This window comes from Microcoleus sp. PH2017_08_TRC_O_A (assembly GCF_020738665.1).
In the GTDB taxonomy this organism is placed as follows: domain Bacteria; phylum Cyanobacteriota; class Cyanobacteriia; order Cyanobacteriales; family Microcoleaceae; genus Microcoleus.
The window spans coordinates 18,407-37,595 of sequence record NZ_JAEQCE010000048.1; the positions used below are offsets into that span (position 1 = coordinate 18,407).

At 45.4% G+C, this 19,189-nt stretch carries 17 protein-coding genes; 8 read left to right on the top strand and 9 right to left on the bottom strand.

Annotated features, from left to right (window positions below):
- Nucleotides 1–250: 250 nt before the first annotated feature.
- Complete coding sequence (locus JGK22_RS17995) at nucleotides 251–781, bottom strand: hypothetical protein (RefSeq protein ID WP_293193497.1); 531 nt, start codon at nucleotides 779–781, stop codon at nucleotides 251–253.
- A gap of 121 nt (nucleotides 782–902) precedes the next feature.
- Between JGK22_RS17995 and JGK22_RS18000 the strand changes: the two genes are divergently transcribed.
- The 3 genes from JGK22_RS18000 (at nucleotide 903) to JGK22_RS18010 (ending at nucleotide 1,773) form a co-directional block, all read left to right on the top strand.
- The gene (locus JGK22_RS18000; protein ID WP_293193498.1) at nucleotides 903–1,184 is read left to right on the top strand and encodes a toxin-antitoxin system, antitoxin component, Xre family protein; all 282 of its coding nucleotides are present in this window, start codon (nucleotides 903–905) and stop codon (nucleotides 1,182–1,184) included.
- Between the two features lie 131 nt (nucleotides 1,185–1,315).
- Nucleotides 1,316–1,579 (top strand): type II toxin-antitoxin system ParD family antitoxin, encoded by a 264-nt coding sequence (locus JGK22_RS18005; RefSeq protein WP_293178653.1) that lies wholly within the window; start codon nucleotides 1,316–1,318, stop codon nucleotides 1,577–1,579.
- On the top strand, nucleotides 1,576–1,773 hold the full coding sequence (locus JGK22_RS18010) for a type II toxin-antitoxin system RelE/ParE family toxin (RefSeq protein ID WP_293313341.1): 198 nt from the start codon (nucleotides 1,576–1,578) through the stop codon (nucleotides 1,771–1,773). Before JGK22_RS18005 ends, JGK22_RS18010 begins: the two co-directional genes overlap by 4 nt.
- Nucleotides 1,774–2,085: 312 nt before the next feature.
- Here the strand turns inward: JGK22_RS18010 and JGK22_RS18015 are convergent, their stop codons facing one another.
- The 4 genes from JGK22_RS18015 to JGK22_RS18030 all read right to left on the bottom strand — a co-directional run bounded on the left by JGK22_RS18015 (nucleotide 2,086) and on the right by JGK22_RS18030 (nucleotide 3,355).
- Nucleotides 2,086–2,331 (bottom strand): hypothetical protein, encoded by a 246-nt coding sequence (locus tag JGK22_RS18015; protein ID WP_293178655.1) that lies wholly within the window; start codon nucleotides 2,329–2,331, stop codon nucleotides 2,086–2,088.
- Entirely contained in the window at nucleotides 2,328–2,696 is a 369-nt protein-coding gene (locus JGK22_RS18020; RefSeq protein WP_293178658.1) for a GIY-YIG nuclease family protein, read from the bottom strand. The genes JGK22_RS18015 and JGK22_RS18020 overlap by 4 nt, the downstream gene beginning before the upstream one ends.
- Before the next feature lie 117 nt (nucleotides 2,697–2,813).
- A complete protein-coding gene (locus tag JGK22_RS18025) occupies nucleotides 2,814–3,176 on the bottom strand; it encodes a type II toxin-antitoxin system PemK/MazF family toxin (RefSeq protein WP_293218772.1) in 363 nt (120 codons plus the stop codon).
- Nucleotides 3,134–3,355, bottom strand: a complete 222-nt coding sequence (locus JGK22_RS18030) for a hypothetical protein (RefSeq protein WP_293178664.1) — start codon at nucleotides 3,353–3,355, stop codon at nucleotides 3,134–3,136. Before JGK22_RS18030 ends, JGK22_RS18025 begins: the two co-directional genes overlap by 43 nt.
- Before the next feature lie 174 nt (nucleotides 3,356–3,529).
- Between JGK22_RS18030 and JGK22_RS18035 the strand changes: the two genes are divergently transcribed.
- Both JGK22_RS18035 and JGK22_RS18040 read left to right on the top strand, forming a co-directional pair.
- Nucleotides 3,530–3,847 (top strand): addiction module toxin RelE, encoded by a 318-nt coding sequence (locus JGK22_RS18035; protein WP_293178667.1) that lies wholly within the window; start codon nucleotides 3,530–3,532, stop codon nucleotides 3,845–3,847.
- Between the two features lie 2 nt (nucleotides 3,848–3,849).
- Entirely contained in the window at nucleotides 3,850–4,107 is a 258-nt protein-coding gene (locus tag JGK22_RS18040; protein ID WP_293178670.1) for a type II toxin-antitoxin system Phd/YefM family antitoxin, read from the top strand.
- 222 nt (nucleotides 4,108–4,329) lie between these two features.
- On the opposite strand, the gene JGK22_RS18045 is transcribed toward JGK22_RS18040, so the two are convergent.
- Together JGK22_RS18045 and JGK22_RS18050 are read right to left on the bottom strand one after the other, a co-directional pair.
- The gene (locus tag JGK22_RS18045) at nucleotides 4,330–8,178 is read right to left on the bottom strand and encodes a S8 family serine peptidase (RefSeq protein ID WP_293313342.1); all 3,849 of its coding nucleotides are present in this window, start codon (nucleotides 8,176–8,178) and stop codon (nucleotides 4,330–4,332) included.
- A gap of 342 nt (nucleotides 8,179–8,520) precedes the next feature.
- Entirely contained in the window at nucleotides 8,521–9,405 is an 885-nt protein-coding gene (locus tag JGK22_RS18050; RefSeq protein ID WP_293198322.1) for a 4-hydroxybenzoate solanesyltransferase, read from the bottom strand.
- Between the two features lie 233 nt (nucleotides 9,406–9,638).
- Here JGK22_RS18050 and JGK22_RS18055 point away from each other — a divergent pair, with 233 nt between their 5' ends.
- From JGK22_RS18055 to JGK22_RS18065, 3 genes are all read left to right on the top strand, one after another.
- Nucleotides 9,639–11,255 carry a Ppx/GppA phosphatase family protein gene (locus tag JGK22_RS18055; RefSeq protein ID WP_293207603.1) on the top strand — a complete coding sequence of 539 codons (1,617 nt, stop codon included), beginning with the start codon at nucleotides 9,639–9,641 and terminating at the stop codon, nucleotides 11,253–11,255.
- A gap of 312 nt (nucleotides 11,256–11,567) precedes the next feature.
- Entirely contained in the window at nucleotides 11,568–12,119 is a 552-nt protein-coding gene (locus JGK22_RS18060) for a transposase (RefSeq protein ID WP_293178682.1), read from the top strand.
- Between the two features lie 274 nt (nucleotides 12,120–12,393).
- A complete protein-coding gene (locus JGK22_RS18065) occupies nucleotides 12,394–13,827 on the top strand; it encodes a YdiU family protein (RefSeq protein ID WP_293271326.1) in 1,434 nt (477 codons plus the stop codon).
- A gap of 79 nt (nucleotides 13,828–13,906) precedes the next feature.
- Here the strand turns inward: JGK22_RS18065 and JGK22_RS18070 are convergent, their stop codons facing one another.
- Nucleotides 13,907–16,096 (bottom strand): serine/threonine-protein kinase, encoded by a 2,190-nt coding sequence (locus tag JGK22_RS18070; protein WP_293178728.1) that lies wholly within the window; start codon nucleotides 16,094–16,096, stop codon nucleotides 13,907–13,909.
- Between the two features lie 583 nt (nucleotides 16,097–16,679).
- Nucleotides 16,680–18,878, bottom strand: a complete 2,199-nt coding sequence (locus JGK22_RS18075; RefSeq protein ID WP_293313344.1) for a tetratricopeptide repeat protein — start codon at nucleotides 18,876–18,878, stop codon at nucleotides 16,680–16,682.
- Nucleotides 18,879–19,189: the final 311 nt, after the last annotated feature.

The following is a 19,189-nucleotide window of genomic DNA, read 5'->3' on the forward strand; positions in this document are numbered from 1 at the left end:
TATACTGCTAGACGCGCAGGTGGCAAGAAACCGGGTTTTTAACCAAAATTTTTGCCTAAAACCGTCAATCTCGGTTCAAAAACCCGGTTTTTTAGTGGGCGAGTGTCGTCAACTAAGGAACGAAAATTTAATAACTTACACATATTTGTCGGATGGGCGTCCCGCCCGTCTTTTCTGGACCGGCGGGACGCCCATCCCAGAATAATTAAAATTGTAAGTTATTTAATTCTCATTCCTAATTTAGATATATTTAAGGAGAGGGAAGTTGTGGCTGAAAATTCCTGCTGCCTTTATAACCCGATAAGATAGCAATTTTTTCCAAAGATAGCCTACCAGTGTAATATTTACCGCGAATTTCCCAAGTGGGATAAGCTTTAATATTAGCTGCTTTGCACAAATCTGGTTGAGCATCTTTACCTCTGGGATCGCACTCAATGTAAGTAATCGCGGTAAATGCGGGTTGGCCGAAAAGTTCTTGTTGCGTGTGACAGTGAGGACACCAGTAAGCACCGAACATTCTAGCTTTGATAGTCTGCAAATGGGTTGCTAAAGCTATTTGATCCGGCACGGATTCGCTAGTAATTGGCGGGCCTTCTTGTTCGGTGACAGGTAATTTGGCAGGAGCAGGAGGCGGAGGAGGAGGGAGGGTTTGTGCTAAAGTTTGAGTGGATTTGTTGCTGAAACTGAACTGTGCAATTCCTCCGTCTGCTTTGGTACTGCCGAAAATGCCCAAAGTTAGGAAAATTGCGATCGCACAAAAGTTGAATTTGCTTAGTCTCATCTGGGATTTCATCTGGGATTTGCTAGGATTTTACCAGTTTGGGCGATCGTTTCTGCAACATCGCAATATTGACGGAATATCAAGTATATGCTATCTTATCAATAAATAAGTGGTAGCTCAAATGAGTATCACCCAAAACCCAGAAGCAGAGCTGATGAAAAAAATCCGTAGTTTACCGCCAGATAAAATTACGGTATTAAAAGATTTTATCGACTTCCTATTAACGCGAAGTGAAGCTGGTGTTCTAGTTGATACTGTGACCAAACTCTCAGAAGCAGCTTTTGCTAAAATTTGGGATAACCCAGAGGATGCGGAGTATGCGGAGCAATTGGAAGAATCTGCGGCTCTCTATGCAGAAATCTATAAGGAAGATACAGACTTGCAAGAATTGACGGAGTATTGATATTACGAAGCGATCGCCCTTTCCCATTTTATTATTAAAAAATTAGTGGTTATGAGACTTGACAAAAAATGGCAAAATCTGCCATATTAAAAATAACGAGTTAAATGAGGTAAGTAATACCCGTGACAAGCATGAATATTTCTCTACCTGACTCAATGCGAACTTATATAGAAGCACAGGTAGCCCAAGGTGGTTATAGTACAGCTAGCGAGTATTTCCGTGAGTTAATTCGCCAAGACCAAAAACGTAAAGCTTCAGAACGTTTGGAAGCGATGTTATTAGAGGGTTTGGAATCGGGAAATCCTACCGCTATGACGGAGGAAAATTGGATGGAGATTCGTCAAGCTGTGCGATCGCGTATTTCCCAGAATCAGGGGTTGCAGGGAGAAAAATGACCTCGATCCAAAAACGTCCGCAAGTTATCCGCGATTTAATTGAATTGGCAACTTACATTGCGGAAGATAATATGGATGCTTCCGATCGCTTTCTTGTCGCGGCGGGAGAAACCTTTAAACAATTGGCCCAAACGCCGAAAATGGGAAAACGCTGTCAATTTTCTCATCCGAATTTAATCGATGTGCGACAATAAGCTATTAAAGGTTTTAGGAGATATCTGATTTTCTACCGTCTCATAGACTCAGGGGTAGAAATTTTGCGTGTGATTCACGGGACACGGGACATCGAAGATATTTTTGATAATGTTGATGAGAATGAATAAATCTTTAGTCTTGAGATGGGAAGTTGAAGAGCGATAGCCCTTCTGGATTGTTAGAAAGGGCGATCGCTCTTTTTTGACCACAGATGGACGCAGATTAACGCGGATGTCAGAAGGTCGATCGATCTTTTGATGAATTATGGTCGATCGCCTTTCTGAATTATCCTGAGAAATGGCGATCGTTCCCTATTTCCTTTGGGGAGATTCTACCAGTTCTGATTCCTGAAGACGTTGCGATAATAGGCAATCTTCAAAGCTGAAAGCTTCTGAGTCTAGAAAACTAGCGATCGCCATTTCGATCGCAGCTTCCAGAGAGCATTCTAGCTGCGTAGCTTTTTCCATCAGGGCGACTTTCACATAGTCCGGCAAATGGGTCATCAGCGAATGAATAGCGGATGGTGGCAAGTGTTGGATGTTGAGGGTATGATTCATTGTTCTCTGGGGATTTTAACGTTGTAGGGAGGATTTGTAGCTTGCAGGATGAGGGTTTCTAATTCATATAATAACCCTGGTTTTTGCCATTGGTTGAGGGTAACAAAGGCGATCCTTACATCATCTGGATCGTAGCGATCGAGCCAGCCCCAGAGAAAGGCTTTGTGACCGCCTCGGAGTCGATCGCGGAGGTTCTTGGCTTTGCCGATGTAGAGCAATCCTTCGGTGCGATGTCGAAAGGCGTACAAACCAACTTTAGCAGGAATGGTGTCGAAGTCGCGGCTGAGGGGATGGCATCGATCGAAGGGGGTAAAGGCGAGAGTGTCGAGAATTTGGCGGGCTTCTTGCTGGATGGGGGTGGTCATGGAAATTGGGAGATGGAAGCGGTTATTCCATCCTACAAGCAGAAGCGAGATCCATTTTGGAACTATCCAAAATGGATCTCGCTTTTATTTTTGGTGAGAGTTAGCGTCGGGCGATCGCTATAATTCCAAATAGCGCTGCAAAATCTCTTGAGCTTGGGAAAATAGCTCCGATTCCAATTGGCCGAGTTGTTGTACTAATCTCGTTTTGTCGAAAGTCATGGGATCGACACAGACTAGCAAACTGTCTGCATCTAAACCATTTTGTGGGGATGTGGGTACTAAGATCGCAGCAGCAGAAATCCGAGGATCGTGAGCACGAGCGGAGGTAAACGGCAAAACAGTCACTTTGCTGCGTCGCTCGTTGAAGAGAGTACCAGAAATTACCAATGCAGGCCGCGTTTTGCGTATTTCTGTTCCTACTGAGGGATCGAATCTAGCTATCCAGATACTTCCCAGTCGGTAATCGCTTGAGCTTGCCATTCCTCATCCCATCCTAAATCTAATTCGTCAATTAGCTTGCAAGCTTCTGCTAAAGCTTGGTTTTCTTGTTGTTTTCGCCATTGTTTTAAGAGAGATTCGATCAAAGCACTGGGGTTTGGCGCTTTTTGATTGACGTATGTGAGTAATTCATCTGGCAAGCTGATAGAGATGTTGCTCATTGGCTAATCAGAATAGTATTTTGGGATCATTTTAGCAATTATTGGCTGAACTGACAATTATTTGTCAAAAGAAGTGGGCAAGTCTAGCTGTAACTTATGTGTGATTATATCCTAAATTTAGCAAGAACGATCGCCCTTTTGGTCTAATATGAATGATAATGACCTTAACTAAGCATGACACCTCAGCAGAAGTTTGAAATTATCTTTACGCGCCCTGTCTTTCAGCATCTTGCAGCGATCGATCGCAAGTATTATTCGTTAATCCGCACTACAATAGAGGAGCAGTTGAGCTATGAGCCAGAGCTAGAAACGCGCAACCGCAAACCGTTACTGGAACCTTCTGAACTAGGTGCTACTTGGGAGTTACGATTTGGGCCGAGTAATCGGTTCCGAGTGTTTTACGAGACTAACCTTGATACCTATGAGGTTTATATCTTGGGAATTGGGGTAAAAGTTGGCAATCAGTTATTTATAGGAACAGAGCAGACTTAACCATGAAAATAGTTTCTTTAGCTGAAATTATAGCAAAATTTGCTGATTACTGGAATGCCGATCGCGGAGAGCCAATTTTAATTACCGAAAATGGTCAACCAGTAGCGGCAATGACTTTAATTAGAGATCCGGAAGCTCTAGAGCGTTTCTTGTTGGCTAACAATCCAAAATTCAATCAAATCTTGGATAAATCTCGGCAAAGTTTGAAAGAAGAGGGAGGATTGAAGTCGGAGGATTTCTGGAATTTAGTGGATGAATGAGCTTTTTTTGGAGACTCAATACGAGTAAATTCAAGAGATCGCGATCGCCCTTCTGGATTATTAGAAAGGGCGATCGATCTTTTTTGACCGCAGATGGACGCAGATTAACGCGGATGTCAGAAGGGCGATCGATCTTTCGTCTCAAATAAAAGAAGATCGCCCTTTCGGATAGTTCCAAAAGGGCGATCGCTTTTATTTTTGGTGAGCGATCTTTTAAATTAGTTATGGTTTGAGACGTAGCCATCCCATAACCGGACCACGATCTGATTTCAATAAATTCATTGAATGCCGTTTAACTACAGCACGACTTGCCTCATAGCCATTAGATTCTTGAATTGTAATCTGGCTGTTTCCTGAAACTGCTTGAACAACAGCAACGTGTCCGTAGCCATTACTAGGGGTAGCATCAAAAAAGATGATATCTCCTACTTGAGGCTGCTCGTTTGCTGTAAACTTAATTTTCTCAAATTTACCGGGCGGAAGAGAAGGGTTTACAAATCCCCATTTTGCTCCTTCGTTATAAGGATCAGCAGGGTTATTTCCCTTGATTACACCCATAGTGATGCCCAACTCATGAGTATAAGTCTTCACAAGACTTACACATTGTCCAGGGTAGTAGCCATTAGGGTCTGTGATACCTGTCTTTCCATTCCACTTATCAAGGGCAGTGTTAATATTTCGTAAGTCAGAAGATTGGATGGGTTTGTTAATGGGGATTTGAGTTGTTGGTGGCTTGCTGCCTTCCTCATATGCGATCGCCTTAACGCCATTCCAGGAAATGTAACCCTTCTCAAAGTATTGGATTAGCGTTCCATCCCCTTGGCCCTTTTCCGCACTCTTCGGAGCGCCCAACCTGCCATCCAATCCACCTGTTTTCAAGAATTCTTGACGGATAGCACCATAAAGCGGGAAAGTTCCATTTTTACTGCTAACGATCGACCCTTTGTCAAATGTCTGATAGCTCACGCCATTATAGTTGATGGCATCAGAAGTCGGATTGCCCAGTGTTGCTTTATAATTCTGGAAAACCGGATAGAAACTGCCACCAATAGTGCGTCCGTTGATAGAAATTGAACTAGGTGGCAGCGTTGGATTGGGATTGATTGGATTGGGATTGATTGGATTGGGATTGATTGGATTGGGATTGATTGGATTGGGATTGATTGGATTGGGATTGATTGGGCTTGGATTGATTGGATTAGAATTAGCTGGAGGCAGTAATGGGGGGTTTCCAGGTGGGTAGCCATTCGTGTATGCACTCGGTACCCAGTAAGATTTGCCGTTTTGATTTATCCGAAACCACAAAGCGTCTGGTTTACCTGTCGTCAGATCCGGGACTGCTTCCCCGTAAGTCCAAGCATCGAAAGTGAAAACCTGACCTTTGTATCCTACATTCACATTGCTACGATCGCTCAAATTCGTGCTATTGCGGAGATTAACACCATTAGAAGACCAAATAATCGAGGTGAAACTGCCTGTTTTGATGTCATAAGTTGCTCTTTCCCAAGGCGTGACTTTTCCTTCTAAACCCCAAGTTGTCGGACTCAAGAAAGGACTAGGCGTGTAACTTTGTGGCTTTGTATCCTTCGCCACTTGCACAGCTTTATTCAAATTCACCACCCCAAAACCCGTTTCCTTATCCCATCCGGGCTCCTTCAAGTCGATCGCACTTCCAGTCAAAACATCAATCACCTGAGTCACACTCAAATCGGGATTAGCCTCCCAAACCTTAGACGCCATCCCCGCCGCCTTAGCCGCCGATGCCGAAGTTCCCGACATCGTACCAATATCATCGCCAACAGTCGATAAAGTCGGATTATCGATCGCACCTCCGGGCACTAAAATATCCAAACCGTAGCCGTAACTCGAATAATCCGATCGCCCAAAACCATCCGACGAACCAACCGTGATAATATTGTCAAACTCCTGAGAAGATTGACCCAAAACCGACATCACACCGCCGTCATTACCAGCCGCTACAACCAACAGCACCCCATTTTGACGCGCATTTTCCAAAGCCGCACGCTCCCGCGCTGTAAACTCGTAACGAGTAGTAATGCTACCGTCAGCATTCTTTTGAGTTAAATCCAGGGGAAGAAGTGCGATCGCATTCTTCTTCTTTTGTCCCTTCGCTTCACTTACAAAATCAGTTAAAGCTAAATCCCATTCCCCCGAACCAATTGCCCGACTTAGGTAAACATTCGCCCCATCGTTGTAGCCATCAATCCCGATATCATTCCCTTGAATTGCACTTACTAAACCCCAGCTAAACGTGCCGTGTTCGTTCCCTTCTCCAGCATTTAACAACGGGTTGCTGTCTTTGTCGATGCGATCGCGCCCCAAGGTCACTTTAGAATAATCCAAATCGGGATTCTTCGCAGCAAACCCAGTATCGATGATGCCTACAAAAGTGCGATCGACCGTTGGCGCCACACTGATAGGGATAGGCGCTTCAGTGTCGATCGGTTGTTCAATTACAGGCAGTTTTGGGTCGATCTTAGGTGGTTGTGAAGGAGTTGGGGGGGCGATCGGAGGTTTTACTCTTACAGGCGGTGCGATCGCAACTGGCGGTACAACAGCAGGCGGTGTTGTCGCAACTGGCGGTGTTGTCTCAACTGGCGGTACAACAGCAGGTGGCGTTGTCGCAACTGGCGGTACAACAGCAGGCGGTGTTGTCGCAACTGGCGGTGTTGTCGGCGGTACAACAGCAGGCGGTGTTGTCGCAACTGGTGGCGTTGTCACAACTGGTGGCGTTGTCGGCGGTACAACAGCAGGCGGTGTTGTCGCAACTGGCGGTGTTGTCGCAACTGGCGGTGTTGTCGGCGGTACAACAGCAGGCGGTGTTGTCTCAACTGGTGGCGTTGTCGGCGGTACAACAGCAGGCGGTGTTGTCGCAACTGGCGGTACAACAGCAGGCGGTGTTGTCGCAACTGGCGGCATTGTCGGCGGTACAACAACTGGAGGTGTTGTCGGCGGTACAACAACTGGTGGCGTTGTCGCTACAGGCGGAGTTGTCGGCGGTACAACAACTGGCGGAGTTGTCGGCGGTACAACAACTGGTGGCGTTGTCGCTACAGGCGGTGTTGGAGTGACATACTCGATCAATTTCTTGCCGCCATCGAGTTTAGTCCAATCTTTGCTCTTATCGATCACTTTGTCGATCGACACAGCCTTACCAGTCGCACCAGTCAACTTGAAAACTAAATCGTTGTAATCTTTATCAGAACCCCGATCGACTCGCTGATCTTCCATCGCAAATGCCTTGCCGGTGCCAGTCACATCTGCTATTTGACCAAACAAAAAAGCATCATCTGGATTCAGGCTAGATAAAGATAATAACGGACGTTTGTCACCGTCCGCACCCGGATTGTTAAAGATATCTCGCACAGTACCATTTGGTACTAACATCACCGCAAAAGCATCTCCCGGTTTCATCCCAAATTTTTTCGCGCCACTGTACTGTCCCTCGTTATAGTTTTCCTCTCCTAAACCGCCGTTAAATAGCGGATTTGCACCTTCTATGGAGTCAGAAATTACGACGTGACCAAAGGTAGAATTTGTCAGAGCTCGTCTTGCTGATTCTTTGATAAATTCCTCAGAATTAGGATCGAAGTTCTCCATACCTTGTACGCTAAAAATGGCAACTTCACCTTTATAATTGCCGCCGTCATGTAGCCAGTCAAAACCAACTTGACCAGTTGAATCGGGAGTGAAGAAACCGGAGGTAACGCCTAAGCCTGTCAGCGGATCGACTTTTCCGTCTGGGGTTAAAGTAACTTGATAATTTGTATCGCGCGAAGGTGCAGAGATTTTTAGTGCATAATTTGTTGCGCCCAAATTATCGATGCTAAAAGTGCCGGAATTTGTGCCGTTGGTTTCGATATCTTTGACGACTTTTCCCTGAGTGTCGAGAAGCTGCATCCCAACAATGGAACTAAATCCGACCGCCGTAACTCGAAAGCTACCCGGATTCAGCCGATTAAAACGATAGGTGTCTGTGGGGTCAGTTTTACCTGCGAAGTCGATCGAGATATAGTTGTCGCTTAAATTGCCGATCGATATATTAGACATGGTGCACCTTGATTAATCCAATAATTTGGGCTGACATTTATCTATCAGAGGTGCGTCGGAGTTTTTATGCGAAGTTTCTGTTTTTGTAATATAACTTTACACAGAGGGTGGGTCAAACTCGCTGAACTTCCGCCGCTACTTATCTATCTGGAGTGCGTCGGAGTTTTTATGCGAAGTTTCTGTTTTTGTAATATAACTTTACATAGAAGGTACGATCGTCAGAAAAGCCAGTCTTGAACAGGCAAGATGCCTGTTCCACAATCATTATTGGAGAGGCTTAGTGGACTTATTTAACCCACGTAGGTGGGTTTTGTTTGTGTAGGCGCGGTTTCCAACCGCAGGCTAAAAAATCTCCCCAACAATCATTCCCGCCAATATGACAAACCCAACCCAAACATTTTGGCGAAAGATTTCACCGTAAACAGGCTTGGGAATATCGGCTTTTCGCAGTTGACTGTACTGCAAAAACCACAAAATTGCTGCCGCACAAATTGCTATCCAAAAACCGACGTGCAAGTGCAGATTGATTCCCATTGCTGCTAATAAACCTACAGTACCAACAAAGAAAAAACCCACAGCATTAGTTACGTTATCCCCGAAAAAGATAGCGCTAGAATTGACGCCCACACGCAAGTCATCTTCTTTGTCGCTCATTGCGTAAACTGTATCAAATCCCATCGTCCACAAGACTACCGCGCCCCACAGCAACCAAGTTGCTAATTCTAATTTATTGACGGCGGCACTCCAACTAATTAAAACTGCAAATCCCCAGGCAATTGATAACACTAATTGCGGCACGGGAAAAAATCTTTTTGCTAGCGGGTAACAGATAATTACTGGTACGGCGGCGACACACAGCCAGAAACTTAAAGGATTGAGATAAAAAGCGAGAATGGCGGCGCAAGCAAAGGAAATTACAGCGACTCCGATCGCAGTTTGCACTTTTAGGGCGCGGGATGCAAGGGGGCGCGATCGCGTTCTTTCTACTTCCGGGTCAATATCGCGATCCCACAAGTCGTTGATGACGCATCCCGCCGCACTCGTGGCTAAGGTACCCAACACTATCACCCCTACCAATGCGGAGGGCGGCTTTCCGTCTGCTGCTAAAAAGACGGCCCACAGGGCTGGAATCATTAAAATTAGCCTTCCTGCTGGCTTGTCCCATCTCAACAGCCGGATGATAGTAAGTAGTGTAGATTCAGATTGGCGATCGGGCTCTATAAGCATTTCAATTCTAGATTTTAGATTTTTAGCTTTAAATTCTATCAAATTTTAGGCAAAATCACCTACTATAGCGGTTCTCAAAAAAGTGATGTATGTCCCGATGCCCTCTTTGCCCCATGCCCGATGCCCCATGCCCGATGCCCTATGCCCTAATTCCCGATTTTTGCTGATTTAAGATCGCGCCTCACTGGATTCGTGAAATAATTATAAATATCTGTCAACCCCGATACACTCCAATGGTTAATTCACTTGCTGCTGCGGAGTCAAATCGCATTATTGCCGCTATTGATATGGGTACTAACTCGTTTCATATGGTGGTGGCGCGGATCGATCCGAAATTGCCTGCGTTTGCGATTATTGCTAGAGAAAAAGATACGGTTCGGTTGGGTGATTGTGAGGCTAAAACAGGGTGTTTGAAGTCTGAAGTGATGGAAAGGGCGATCGCAACTTTGCGCCGTTTTCAAGATATTGCTAAAACTTTTAATGCTGAACAAGTCATCGCTGTGGCTACCAGTGCGGTTCGAGAAGCGCCTAACGGGCGGGATTTTCTCAAACAAGTTGCTGACGAATTAGACTTGAATGTGAGCTTAATTTCCGGACAAGAAGAAGCGCGGAGAATTTATCTCGGTGTTCTTTCGGGAATGGAATTTAACAATCAATCGCAGGTGATTATTGATATTGGTGGCGGTTCTACTGAGTTAATTTTAGGAGATAGTTCTGAACCGCGCTGTCTCACCAGTACCAAAATTGGTGCTGTGCGCTTAACAGGAGAATTTGTCAAAACTGACCCGATTAGCCGGGAGGAGTTTGCCTATTTGCAAGCTTATATTCGGATTTCGCTGGAAAGACCGATCGACGAATTGCGATCGCAATTCAAGATAGGCGAACATCTGCGCTTGATCGGCACTGCGGGAACCATCGAAACTCTGGCTGCAATTAACGCTCGCGAAAAGTTGGGAACAGTTCCGAGTCCGCTGGCTGGATATCAGTTAAGTTTAAAAGATTTGCGCGAGCTAGTCAATCGTTTCCGCAAACTTTCCTACTCCGAAAGGCTGGCGATTCCCGGAATGTCGGATAAGCGGGCGGAAATTATTCTCGCCGGGGCGTTGATTTTGCAGGAAGCGATGGCATTATTAGGTATGGAATCCCTCACGGTGTGCGATCGATCTTTAAGAGAAGGCGTCATTGTTGACTGGATGCTAAGTCGGGGTTTGATTGAAAACCGATTGCGCTATCAAGGTTCAATCCGCCAGCGCAGTGTTCTGCACATGGCCCAAAAATATCAAGTTAACTTACAACAAAGCGAAAGAACCGCCGAATTTGCACTCAATTTATTCGACCAAACCCAAGGAATTCTGCACAATTGGGGAAGCGAAGAACGCGAGTTGCTGTGGGCGGCATCGATTCTGCATAACAGCGGTTTGTACGTCAGCCATTCGGCGCACCACAAGCATTCTTACTATTTAATTCGCAATGGTGAATTATTGGGATACACTGAAACTGAGATTGAAGTAATTGCCAATATAGCTCGCTATCACCGGAAAAATCCTCCAAAAAAGAAACACGAAAATTTTGTCATTCTCCCGAAAAGATACCGAGAAGTCGTTAGTAAATTGCATCCATTTCTGCGGTTGGCTGTGGCTTTGGATAGGCGGCAGATTGGGGCAATTACTGATTTCAAATGCGAACACCGCCCGGAAGTTCGAGAGTTTCACTTGCGGCTGCAACCGCTCAATCCCGGTGACGATTGTGCTTTGGAACTGTGGAGTTTAGATTATAAAAAGCCGTGTTTTGAGGATGAGTACAATCTGAAATTAGTGGCAACTTTAGAGCCTACTTTGGTGGCAGTTTAAATAGGAGGTAGAGCAACTGTAGGGTGCGTCAGGCAAAAATTATCTGTATGTCGTCAAAACATTTAGTCCTGACGCACCCTACAATAACTAACCGTAGGGTGCGTCAGGCGAAAAAATTAGCAATGTCAGAAAAGATTCAGTCCTGACGCACCCGACAATAACGATAATAACCAACCATAGAGTGCGTCAGCCGAAGATTATCTGTCTGTCCATAACTAACCGTAGGGTGCGTCAGGCGAAAAAATCAGCAATGTCAGAAAACATTCAGTCCTGACGCACCCGACAATAACTAACGACTACTAACTCAATATTATGTCGAACTACCGGAGAGCCACGATACCCGGAGCAACCTACTTTTTCACCCAAGTCACTTATCAAAGAATTCCTTGGCTGTGCAGCGATATTGCTCGGGAATCTTTACGAAAATCCCTGCTCCGAGTCCAGCAACTTTACCCTTTTTCAATTGAGGCAATTGTTTTATTGCCAAATCACATACATTGTATTTGGACACTACCAGAGGGTGATAACAATTATGCAACTCGTTGGCGATTCATTAAAACTTTTGTCACACATGAATGCGCTGATAAATTAGGAATACAAGCCGAAATTAGCCCATCTCGAAAAAAACGGAAAGAAAGAAATCTTTGGCAGCGAAGATTTTGGGAACATTTAATTAGAGATGAAACAGACTATGCTAATCATTGCAATTATATTCATTACAATCCAGTCAAACATGGTTTATGCCAGTCCCCCAAAGATTGGCAATATTCTAGCTTCCATCGATTTGTTGCCCAAAGCATTTATCCTGAAGATTGGGGAGCAAATGACATCCCAGATATTCCGGCACATATTGGTCACGAGTAGTGAGTCCGTAGGGTGCGTCAGGCGAAGATTCTCTGTCTATCGTTCAAAATTTTACAACTGACGCACCCTACAATAACTACAATAACTAACCGTAGGGTGCGTCAGGCGAAGATTCTCTGTCTATCGTTTAAAATTTTTACAACAGACGCACCCTACAATAACTAACCGTAGGGTGCGTCAGCCGAAGATTCTCTGTCTATCGTTTAAAATTTTTACAACAGACGCACCCTACAATGAGTTGCCAATTTCAACATTTTCAACATAAAATAGACAAATGTCAAATCCCTTGCTTTCCCTCAACTACGAACCCGCCCTCGAATCCCTCGGTGGCGACTACTTTGATGAAGTCCCGGCGGCAGATTTTCCGCAGCACATCCTCCGCTTCCGCAACGACCAATTATTGCCGACATTGGGCTTAGATCCGGCACAAGTAACCGACGAAGATTTCATTCAAGCATTCGGCAAATTTCACTGCGTGCGTCCCTTTCTCGCACTCCGCTATCACGGCTATCAATTCAACGAATACAACCCGAATTTAGGCGACGGTAGAGGCTTTTTGTACGGCCAAGTTCGCGGTACTGATGGCAGACTTTACGACTTCGGCACTAAAGGTTCCGGCCGCACTCCCTACTCGCGCAGTGCTGATGGTAGACTCACTCTCAAGGGGGGAGTTCGCGAAGTTTTGGCGGCTGAAGCTTTGCACCGATTGGGAGTTCGCACGTCTCGCTGTTTTAGTTTAGTTGAAACGGGTGATGCTTTGTGGCGGGGCGATGAACCTTCTCCGACGCGATCGTCCGTGATGGTGCGTTTTAGCCACTCTCACATCCGCTTTGGCACTTTTGAAAGGCTAAATTATATCCGTCGCCCGGACTTAATTAAAAAACTTTTAGATTTTGTCATTGAATATTACTATCCTAAACTGCATCTAGAAGCTAGCAATTCTGGTATTTCACCGGAAGAAAAGTATGCGCTATTTTATGCGGATTTAGTCAAGCGTGTAGCCGAATTGGTCGCTCAGTGGATGGCGGCAGGTTTTTGTCATGCGGTGCTGAATACTGATAATATGTCGATTACTGGTGAAAGTTTTGATTACGGGCCTTTTGCGTTTATTCCGACTTATAATCCGAAGTTTACAGCAGCTTATTTTGACTATTATGGTCTTTATGCTTACGGCAATCAACCGTTTATTTGTCACGGGAATTTGGAGAAGCTTCAGCAACCGCTAGCAGCCGCTATTCCTAAAGCTGATATGGATGCTGCTTTGGCTAAGTTTGGTGGGTATTATAATACTACTTACCGACAGTTGATGCTGAATAGGTTGGGATTTGAGGATTTGTCTGAGGCTGATGGTGATGAGCTTTTGAAGCTGACAATTAAGATGCTGGCGGAGTCTCAAGTTGATTATCATGATTTCTTTTTTCAATTGCGAAGACAGTTTAATCGCACTTGGCGAGATGATGTCAATCAAATTTTTAGCGAGGCCGAAGCGACGGAGTTGTTAGCACCTTGGCGGGAGTTTTATTGTCACGTTTTGCAAAGTTTATCGGCGGATGATATGGATAAGATGGCGGACAGGTTGCGCCAGCACAATCCGGAACAATCGCTGTTGAGGCCGACGATTGAGGCTGTTTGGGAACCGATCGCTCTTGAGGATAATTGGCAACCTTTTTATGATTTGGTTGAGCGAATTCAAAATCCAGAGGGTTAGTAAGGTACGTTGTTGCGCTTTAGCGCTCTTTCTTATATATATGCAAAAGAGCGCTGAAGCGCAACTACGTACCTAAGAATTATTTGAGTTTGTCAATCTCAAATTGTGCGTCTTTGTAACCGCCGGTAAGTCCTTGATCGAGAAAGATTTTGCCTGCTTTCTCGAAATCGCTAATTGCTCCTGCTTTGTCTCCTAACGATCGCCTAACCATGCCTCTACCGTAGTAAGCACCAGCATAATTCGGATTGATCCGAATGGCTTGCACGTAATCGGCGATCGCACTATTGGAATTATTTAACTGCTGGTAAACCTTGGCCCGATTGGCGTAAGCTTCAGCATCGTTGGGATTGAGCCCGATTGCTGCGGTAAAATCGGCGATCGCCCCCTGTGTATCTCCCCCGGCACTGCGAGCTAAACCGCGATTGCTGAAAGCATTATAATCCTTGGGATTTAGTGTTGTCGCTTGAGTGCAATCGGCAATTGCTTTCGGGTAATCCTTCAAATTTAAATAAGCAATACAGCGATTGTTATAGGGAACCCCATCTTCCTCGCTTAGCGAAATTGCCTGAGTGCAATCGTCAATTGCGGCTTGATGCGCTCCTAAATTCAACTGCGTGCTGCAACGATTCGCGTAAGCATCTCCACTCTTGGGATCGATCGCAATTACCTGACTATAATCCGCCAATGCTCCCTGATAATCTCCTAGGTGAAAGCGCGCTCTCCCCCGACTGTACAAAGCATCCACATTCTGAGCATCGAGCTTAATTGCCTCAGTATAATCTCCAATCGCCCCCTGCAAATCGCTGCTCCCAGCCCGAGCCAACCCCCGCGAATGATAAGCTTTAACCAAGTTCGGCTGCAACCGAATTACTTCAGTCAAATCCCCAATAGCCGTCTTGTAATCTTGCATTTCTAAATAAGTCACTCCTCTTTCATAGTAAGCATCAACATCGTTGGGCTGGAGCTTCAAAACCTGAGTGTAATCCTCAATCGCTCCGCGCTTATCGTTGAAATCGCGACGGGCCAGCCCTCGGTTAAAATAAGCCTTAAAATATTGAGGATTGAGAGCGATCGTCTGAGAATAATCGGCAATTGCTTCTTGATATTTTTTTAAATCATAATTAGCATTACCCCGCTGATAAAAACTCTCACCATTGTTAGGATTTAATTGAATTGATTTGTCAAAAGCCTGCAAAGCTGCTGCCGCATCTTGATTGCGAGACTTTGCTACTCCCTTTTCGTAATATTCCTTGGCTTTGATCGGATTCGGGCGGCTGCAATAATTAAACAGAAATACCATAGCAATTGCCCCGCATCCAGCTAATATCAGCCACCAAAACCGACTTCCCAAACCTGAAGAAAAAGTATTGGAAGACAGTAAGCTCGACGGAGAAATATTTTTATTTTGAGCCGTATTTCCAGGCTCTTGGCGGTGTTTCAGCTTGCTGAGAGCGGCCAAAACTTCCTCAGCCGATGGATAGCGTTTGCTAAATTGGTGGCAGACCATTTTGTCAATTATATTTGCCAGTGCCTGAGAACATTGAGCTCGGTTTCGCCAAACAATTTCCCCAGTGTGAGAAGGACTCGGATCTTGCAATTTTGGCAAATCCGTACCGGGCAAACCAGTGATAGCTTGGATCGCCATCATCCCGACGGCATAGAGGTCGCTGCTAAATTGCGGGTTGCCTTGAAATTGTTCGATCGGCATATAAGCCGGAGTTCCCGTCGCAATGGTGCGCGGAAATTCTGTATCGTACTCGCTGGCGTGATTGGCAACTTCTTTAACCGAGCCGAAGTCAATTAAAACTAATTTGCCGTCTGGTTTGCGGCGGATTAAGTTGGAGGGATTAACATCGCGGTGAATCACTCCCTGAGAGTGTACGAAGGCGAGAACTTTTAACACTTCTTCCAACAGATCCAGCACTCTTTCTTCGCGCCAAGGTTGACCGGCCACAATTTCCCGATTGAGGGCGTGGCCGGGTACAAATTCTTCTACGAGGTAGAATTGATTGCTTTCTTCAAAATAAGCGAGTAAAAATGGAATTTGATCGTGTTTTCCCAGTTTTTCTAATATTTCTGCTTCTTGTTTAAATAATCGGTAAGCTGTTTTGAGAACTGTGGAAGTGTTGCTGGGAGGGCGCAGTTGTTTGACTACACATTGAGGGTGACCTGGGCGGCGAGTATCGACTGCTAAATAAGTTTGTCCGAAGGCTCCCGAGCTGAGGATTTGGACTACGCGATAACGCCTGTCTAAAAGTTGACCAACCATGTTCATATCGGAATTTGAGAAGTGGTAATTGGTAATTGGTAATTGATAATTGCGAATTGGTAACTGGGAAGGGGGAGTTGGTAATGGGTAATTCGTAATTGGTGATTTTTGCTGTTTCCTTTTTTGTTCTTGATTTTTCATTTTTGCTAATGACATTTGACAGTTGACAGTTGACAGTTGGCAGTTGGCAGTTGACGGTTGACGGTTGACGGTTGACGGTTGATAGTTGGCAGTTGGCAGTTGGCAGTTGGCAGTTGGCAGTTGATAGTTGGCAGTTGATAGTTGATAGTTGGCAGTTAACAGCTTGCCCGAAGAGCGCAAAAGAAGGGTTGACAGTTGAGTGTTTAGGGAGCATCTCTGTTTTGCATTTAATAGTGCGAGCGTCCCCGCTCGCGAGTCCTGGAATAGTCGCGAGCGGGGACGCTCGCACTATAATAAAAAATGCTTTTTTCAAAAATGAGATGCTCCCATTGTTTACCGACTACTGACTACTGACTAATAACGTTCGCGAGCGGGGACGCTCGCGCTAATAACCAATAACCAATAACCAATAACCAATGACTAATGACTAATGACTAATAGTTTATTTAGAATCTTTGATCTGTGCTTGTGCGTTTTGAAAACCATCGGCTCTTCCTTGTTCTAGAAACAGTGTTGCAGCTTTCTGAAAATCCTCGATCGCCCCAGCCCGATCTTTGAGTTGGCGGCGGACGAGACCTCGGCTGTAAAAAGCGCTAGCATTGTTGGGGTTGAGCCGTAGCGACTGAGCGAAATCCTCAACCGCTAAAGGGTAATTTTTGAGTTCTGAGTAAATAGTACCGCGATTGCTGTAAGCTACTGCATCGCTGGGATTGAGCTTAATTGCTTGAGTGAAATCTTCGACGGCCCCCTGCTTGTCTCCCGAAGCCGATCGAGCTAATCCTCGATTGCTGTATGCTTTGGGATTGTTGCTGTTGAGTCCGATCGTCAAACTGCAATCTTCGCTGGCCTTTTGAAATTGCTTTAAATTCAGATGAGCAATGCAGCGGTTGTTGTAAGCTGCTTCATCTTTGGGATCGAGGCGAATTGCTCGGCTGCAATCTTCAATCGCTTTGTCGTAGGTTGCTAAATTTAAGTAAGCGCTGCACCGATTGGTATAAGCATCAGCTTGGTTTGGTTCCAATTCGATCGCCCTACTGTAATCTTCCATCGCTCCTTGATAATCTGCTAGATTAAAGCGCGATCGACCGCGACTGTAGTAAACCCCAGCTTCCTTGGGGCTAATTTGAATCGCTTGGGTAAAATCCGCCATTGCTCCGGTTTTGTCGCCGTTGGCCGATCGAGCTAAACCCCGATTGCTGTATGCTGTAGCATCGTTGGGATTGAGCCGAATTGCTTGAGTGTAGTCTTCAATTGCCGCGCGGTAGTCTGCCAAATCGTAATAGGCTAAACCCCGCTGATAATATATGTCACCGTTGTTAGGATTGAGCCGCAATACTTGGGTAAAATCTTCCACAGCCCCCCGCTTGTCGCCGGTGTCGCGGCGGGCGAGAGCTCGATTGTAGATGGCTTTGGTGTGGCTGGGATTGACTTTAAGTGCTTGGGTGTAATCGGCAATTGCTTGCTCGGTGGCGCCCATGTCGTAGCGAGCGTTAGCCCGCTTGTAGAAAGTTTCGGCATCGCTGGAATTGAGGGCGATCGCTTGAGTATAATCGGCGATCGCGCCTGTTTTGTCACCTTGCTGCGCCTTCGCAACACCGCGGGCGAACAATTCTTTTGCTCTCGCCGGACTTTGACTGTGCCAAAAGTAAATTATCAGTGCTGTCAATATCGAAGCTGCGGCTATGGCTGCAAACAGCAACAGTTTGGTTGGGCGCTGTCTCGGCTGAAATTGATTTATCGTGTCGGTGATGATGGTGGCTGGCGATCGCCCAGCCTCCCATTTTACCGTGATTTGTTCGAGGTCTGCCAAAACTTCGGTGGCTTCCTGATATCGTTCCTCGTAGTTTGAGAGTGCCATTCGATCGATAATATCTGCTAGAGCCGCCGAACAAGTCGCCCGATCGCGCCAGGAAATTTCGCCTTGGTTTTTTAAGGCACTCAGTTTCTCGGGCGATAGTCCCGTTACCGCAAGCTGGGCGATCGTACCTAGAGCGTAAATGTCGCTATTGTAGCGGGGGTTGCCCATTGATTGCTCGATCGGCACATATAATGTTTCAGCAGCTAACTCCGGTTTTTTTCCCAAAGGCTTTTTAACAGAATTTGGGGATGTTGGCGCCAACAAATGAGAATTAACGAGCTCCGGGTTAATTTCTTTGTCTAAGCTAAAGTCAATCAACACAAATTTGCCGTCTGACTCGCGTCGAATTGTTCTGTCTGGTTGAATTCGGCGGTGAATGAAACCGTTGGAGTGTATAAACACCAAAACTTCTAATATGGATGATAGCAAAGCAATTACTTGGTCTTGTGCCCAAGGTTCACCGGGTATAAGTTCTTGGCTTAAAGGTTGACCGGCAATAAATTCTTCTATTAAGTATAAACTTTGGTTTTCCTCAAAATACGCCAATAATTCGGGGATTTTGTCGTGTTTACCCAATTTTTCTATTATTTCTGCATTTCTTTGAAATATAATTTTGACTAATTCTGGAGTTTGCGAACTGGTGCCGAGGAGCCGCATTTCTCTAACCGTGCATTGCGGATACCCGGGACGGTGAGTATCTGCTGCTATATAAGTTTTTCCCACTTCACTTGAGTCTGTGACTTTAATGATGCGGTAACGTCTGTCGAGAAGTTGACCAATCATGCTCTGCCCTCTACCCTGTTAATGTTCGATTATCGCATACAATCATAAAAACAATACGGGATGCGGGAAACGAGCGAGACTTCAGTCCTGAGAGGGAAGCGGCACGAGGGAATGAGAGTCCCCGTCTTCTTTCTTTCTTTCTTTCTTTCTTTCTTTCTAAATTTTGTTGATGAACCTTGAGATATCTAGTATAATAGCTGAAAGCAGACAAGTCAACCAATATTCAGGAAAACAGAGGTGAATAAAACCAAAAAAACAATGGGAGTTCAGCAAATATTACTGTCTCCAACCAAAGAAGTTCAAGCCTTGTT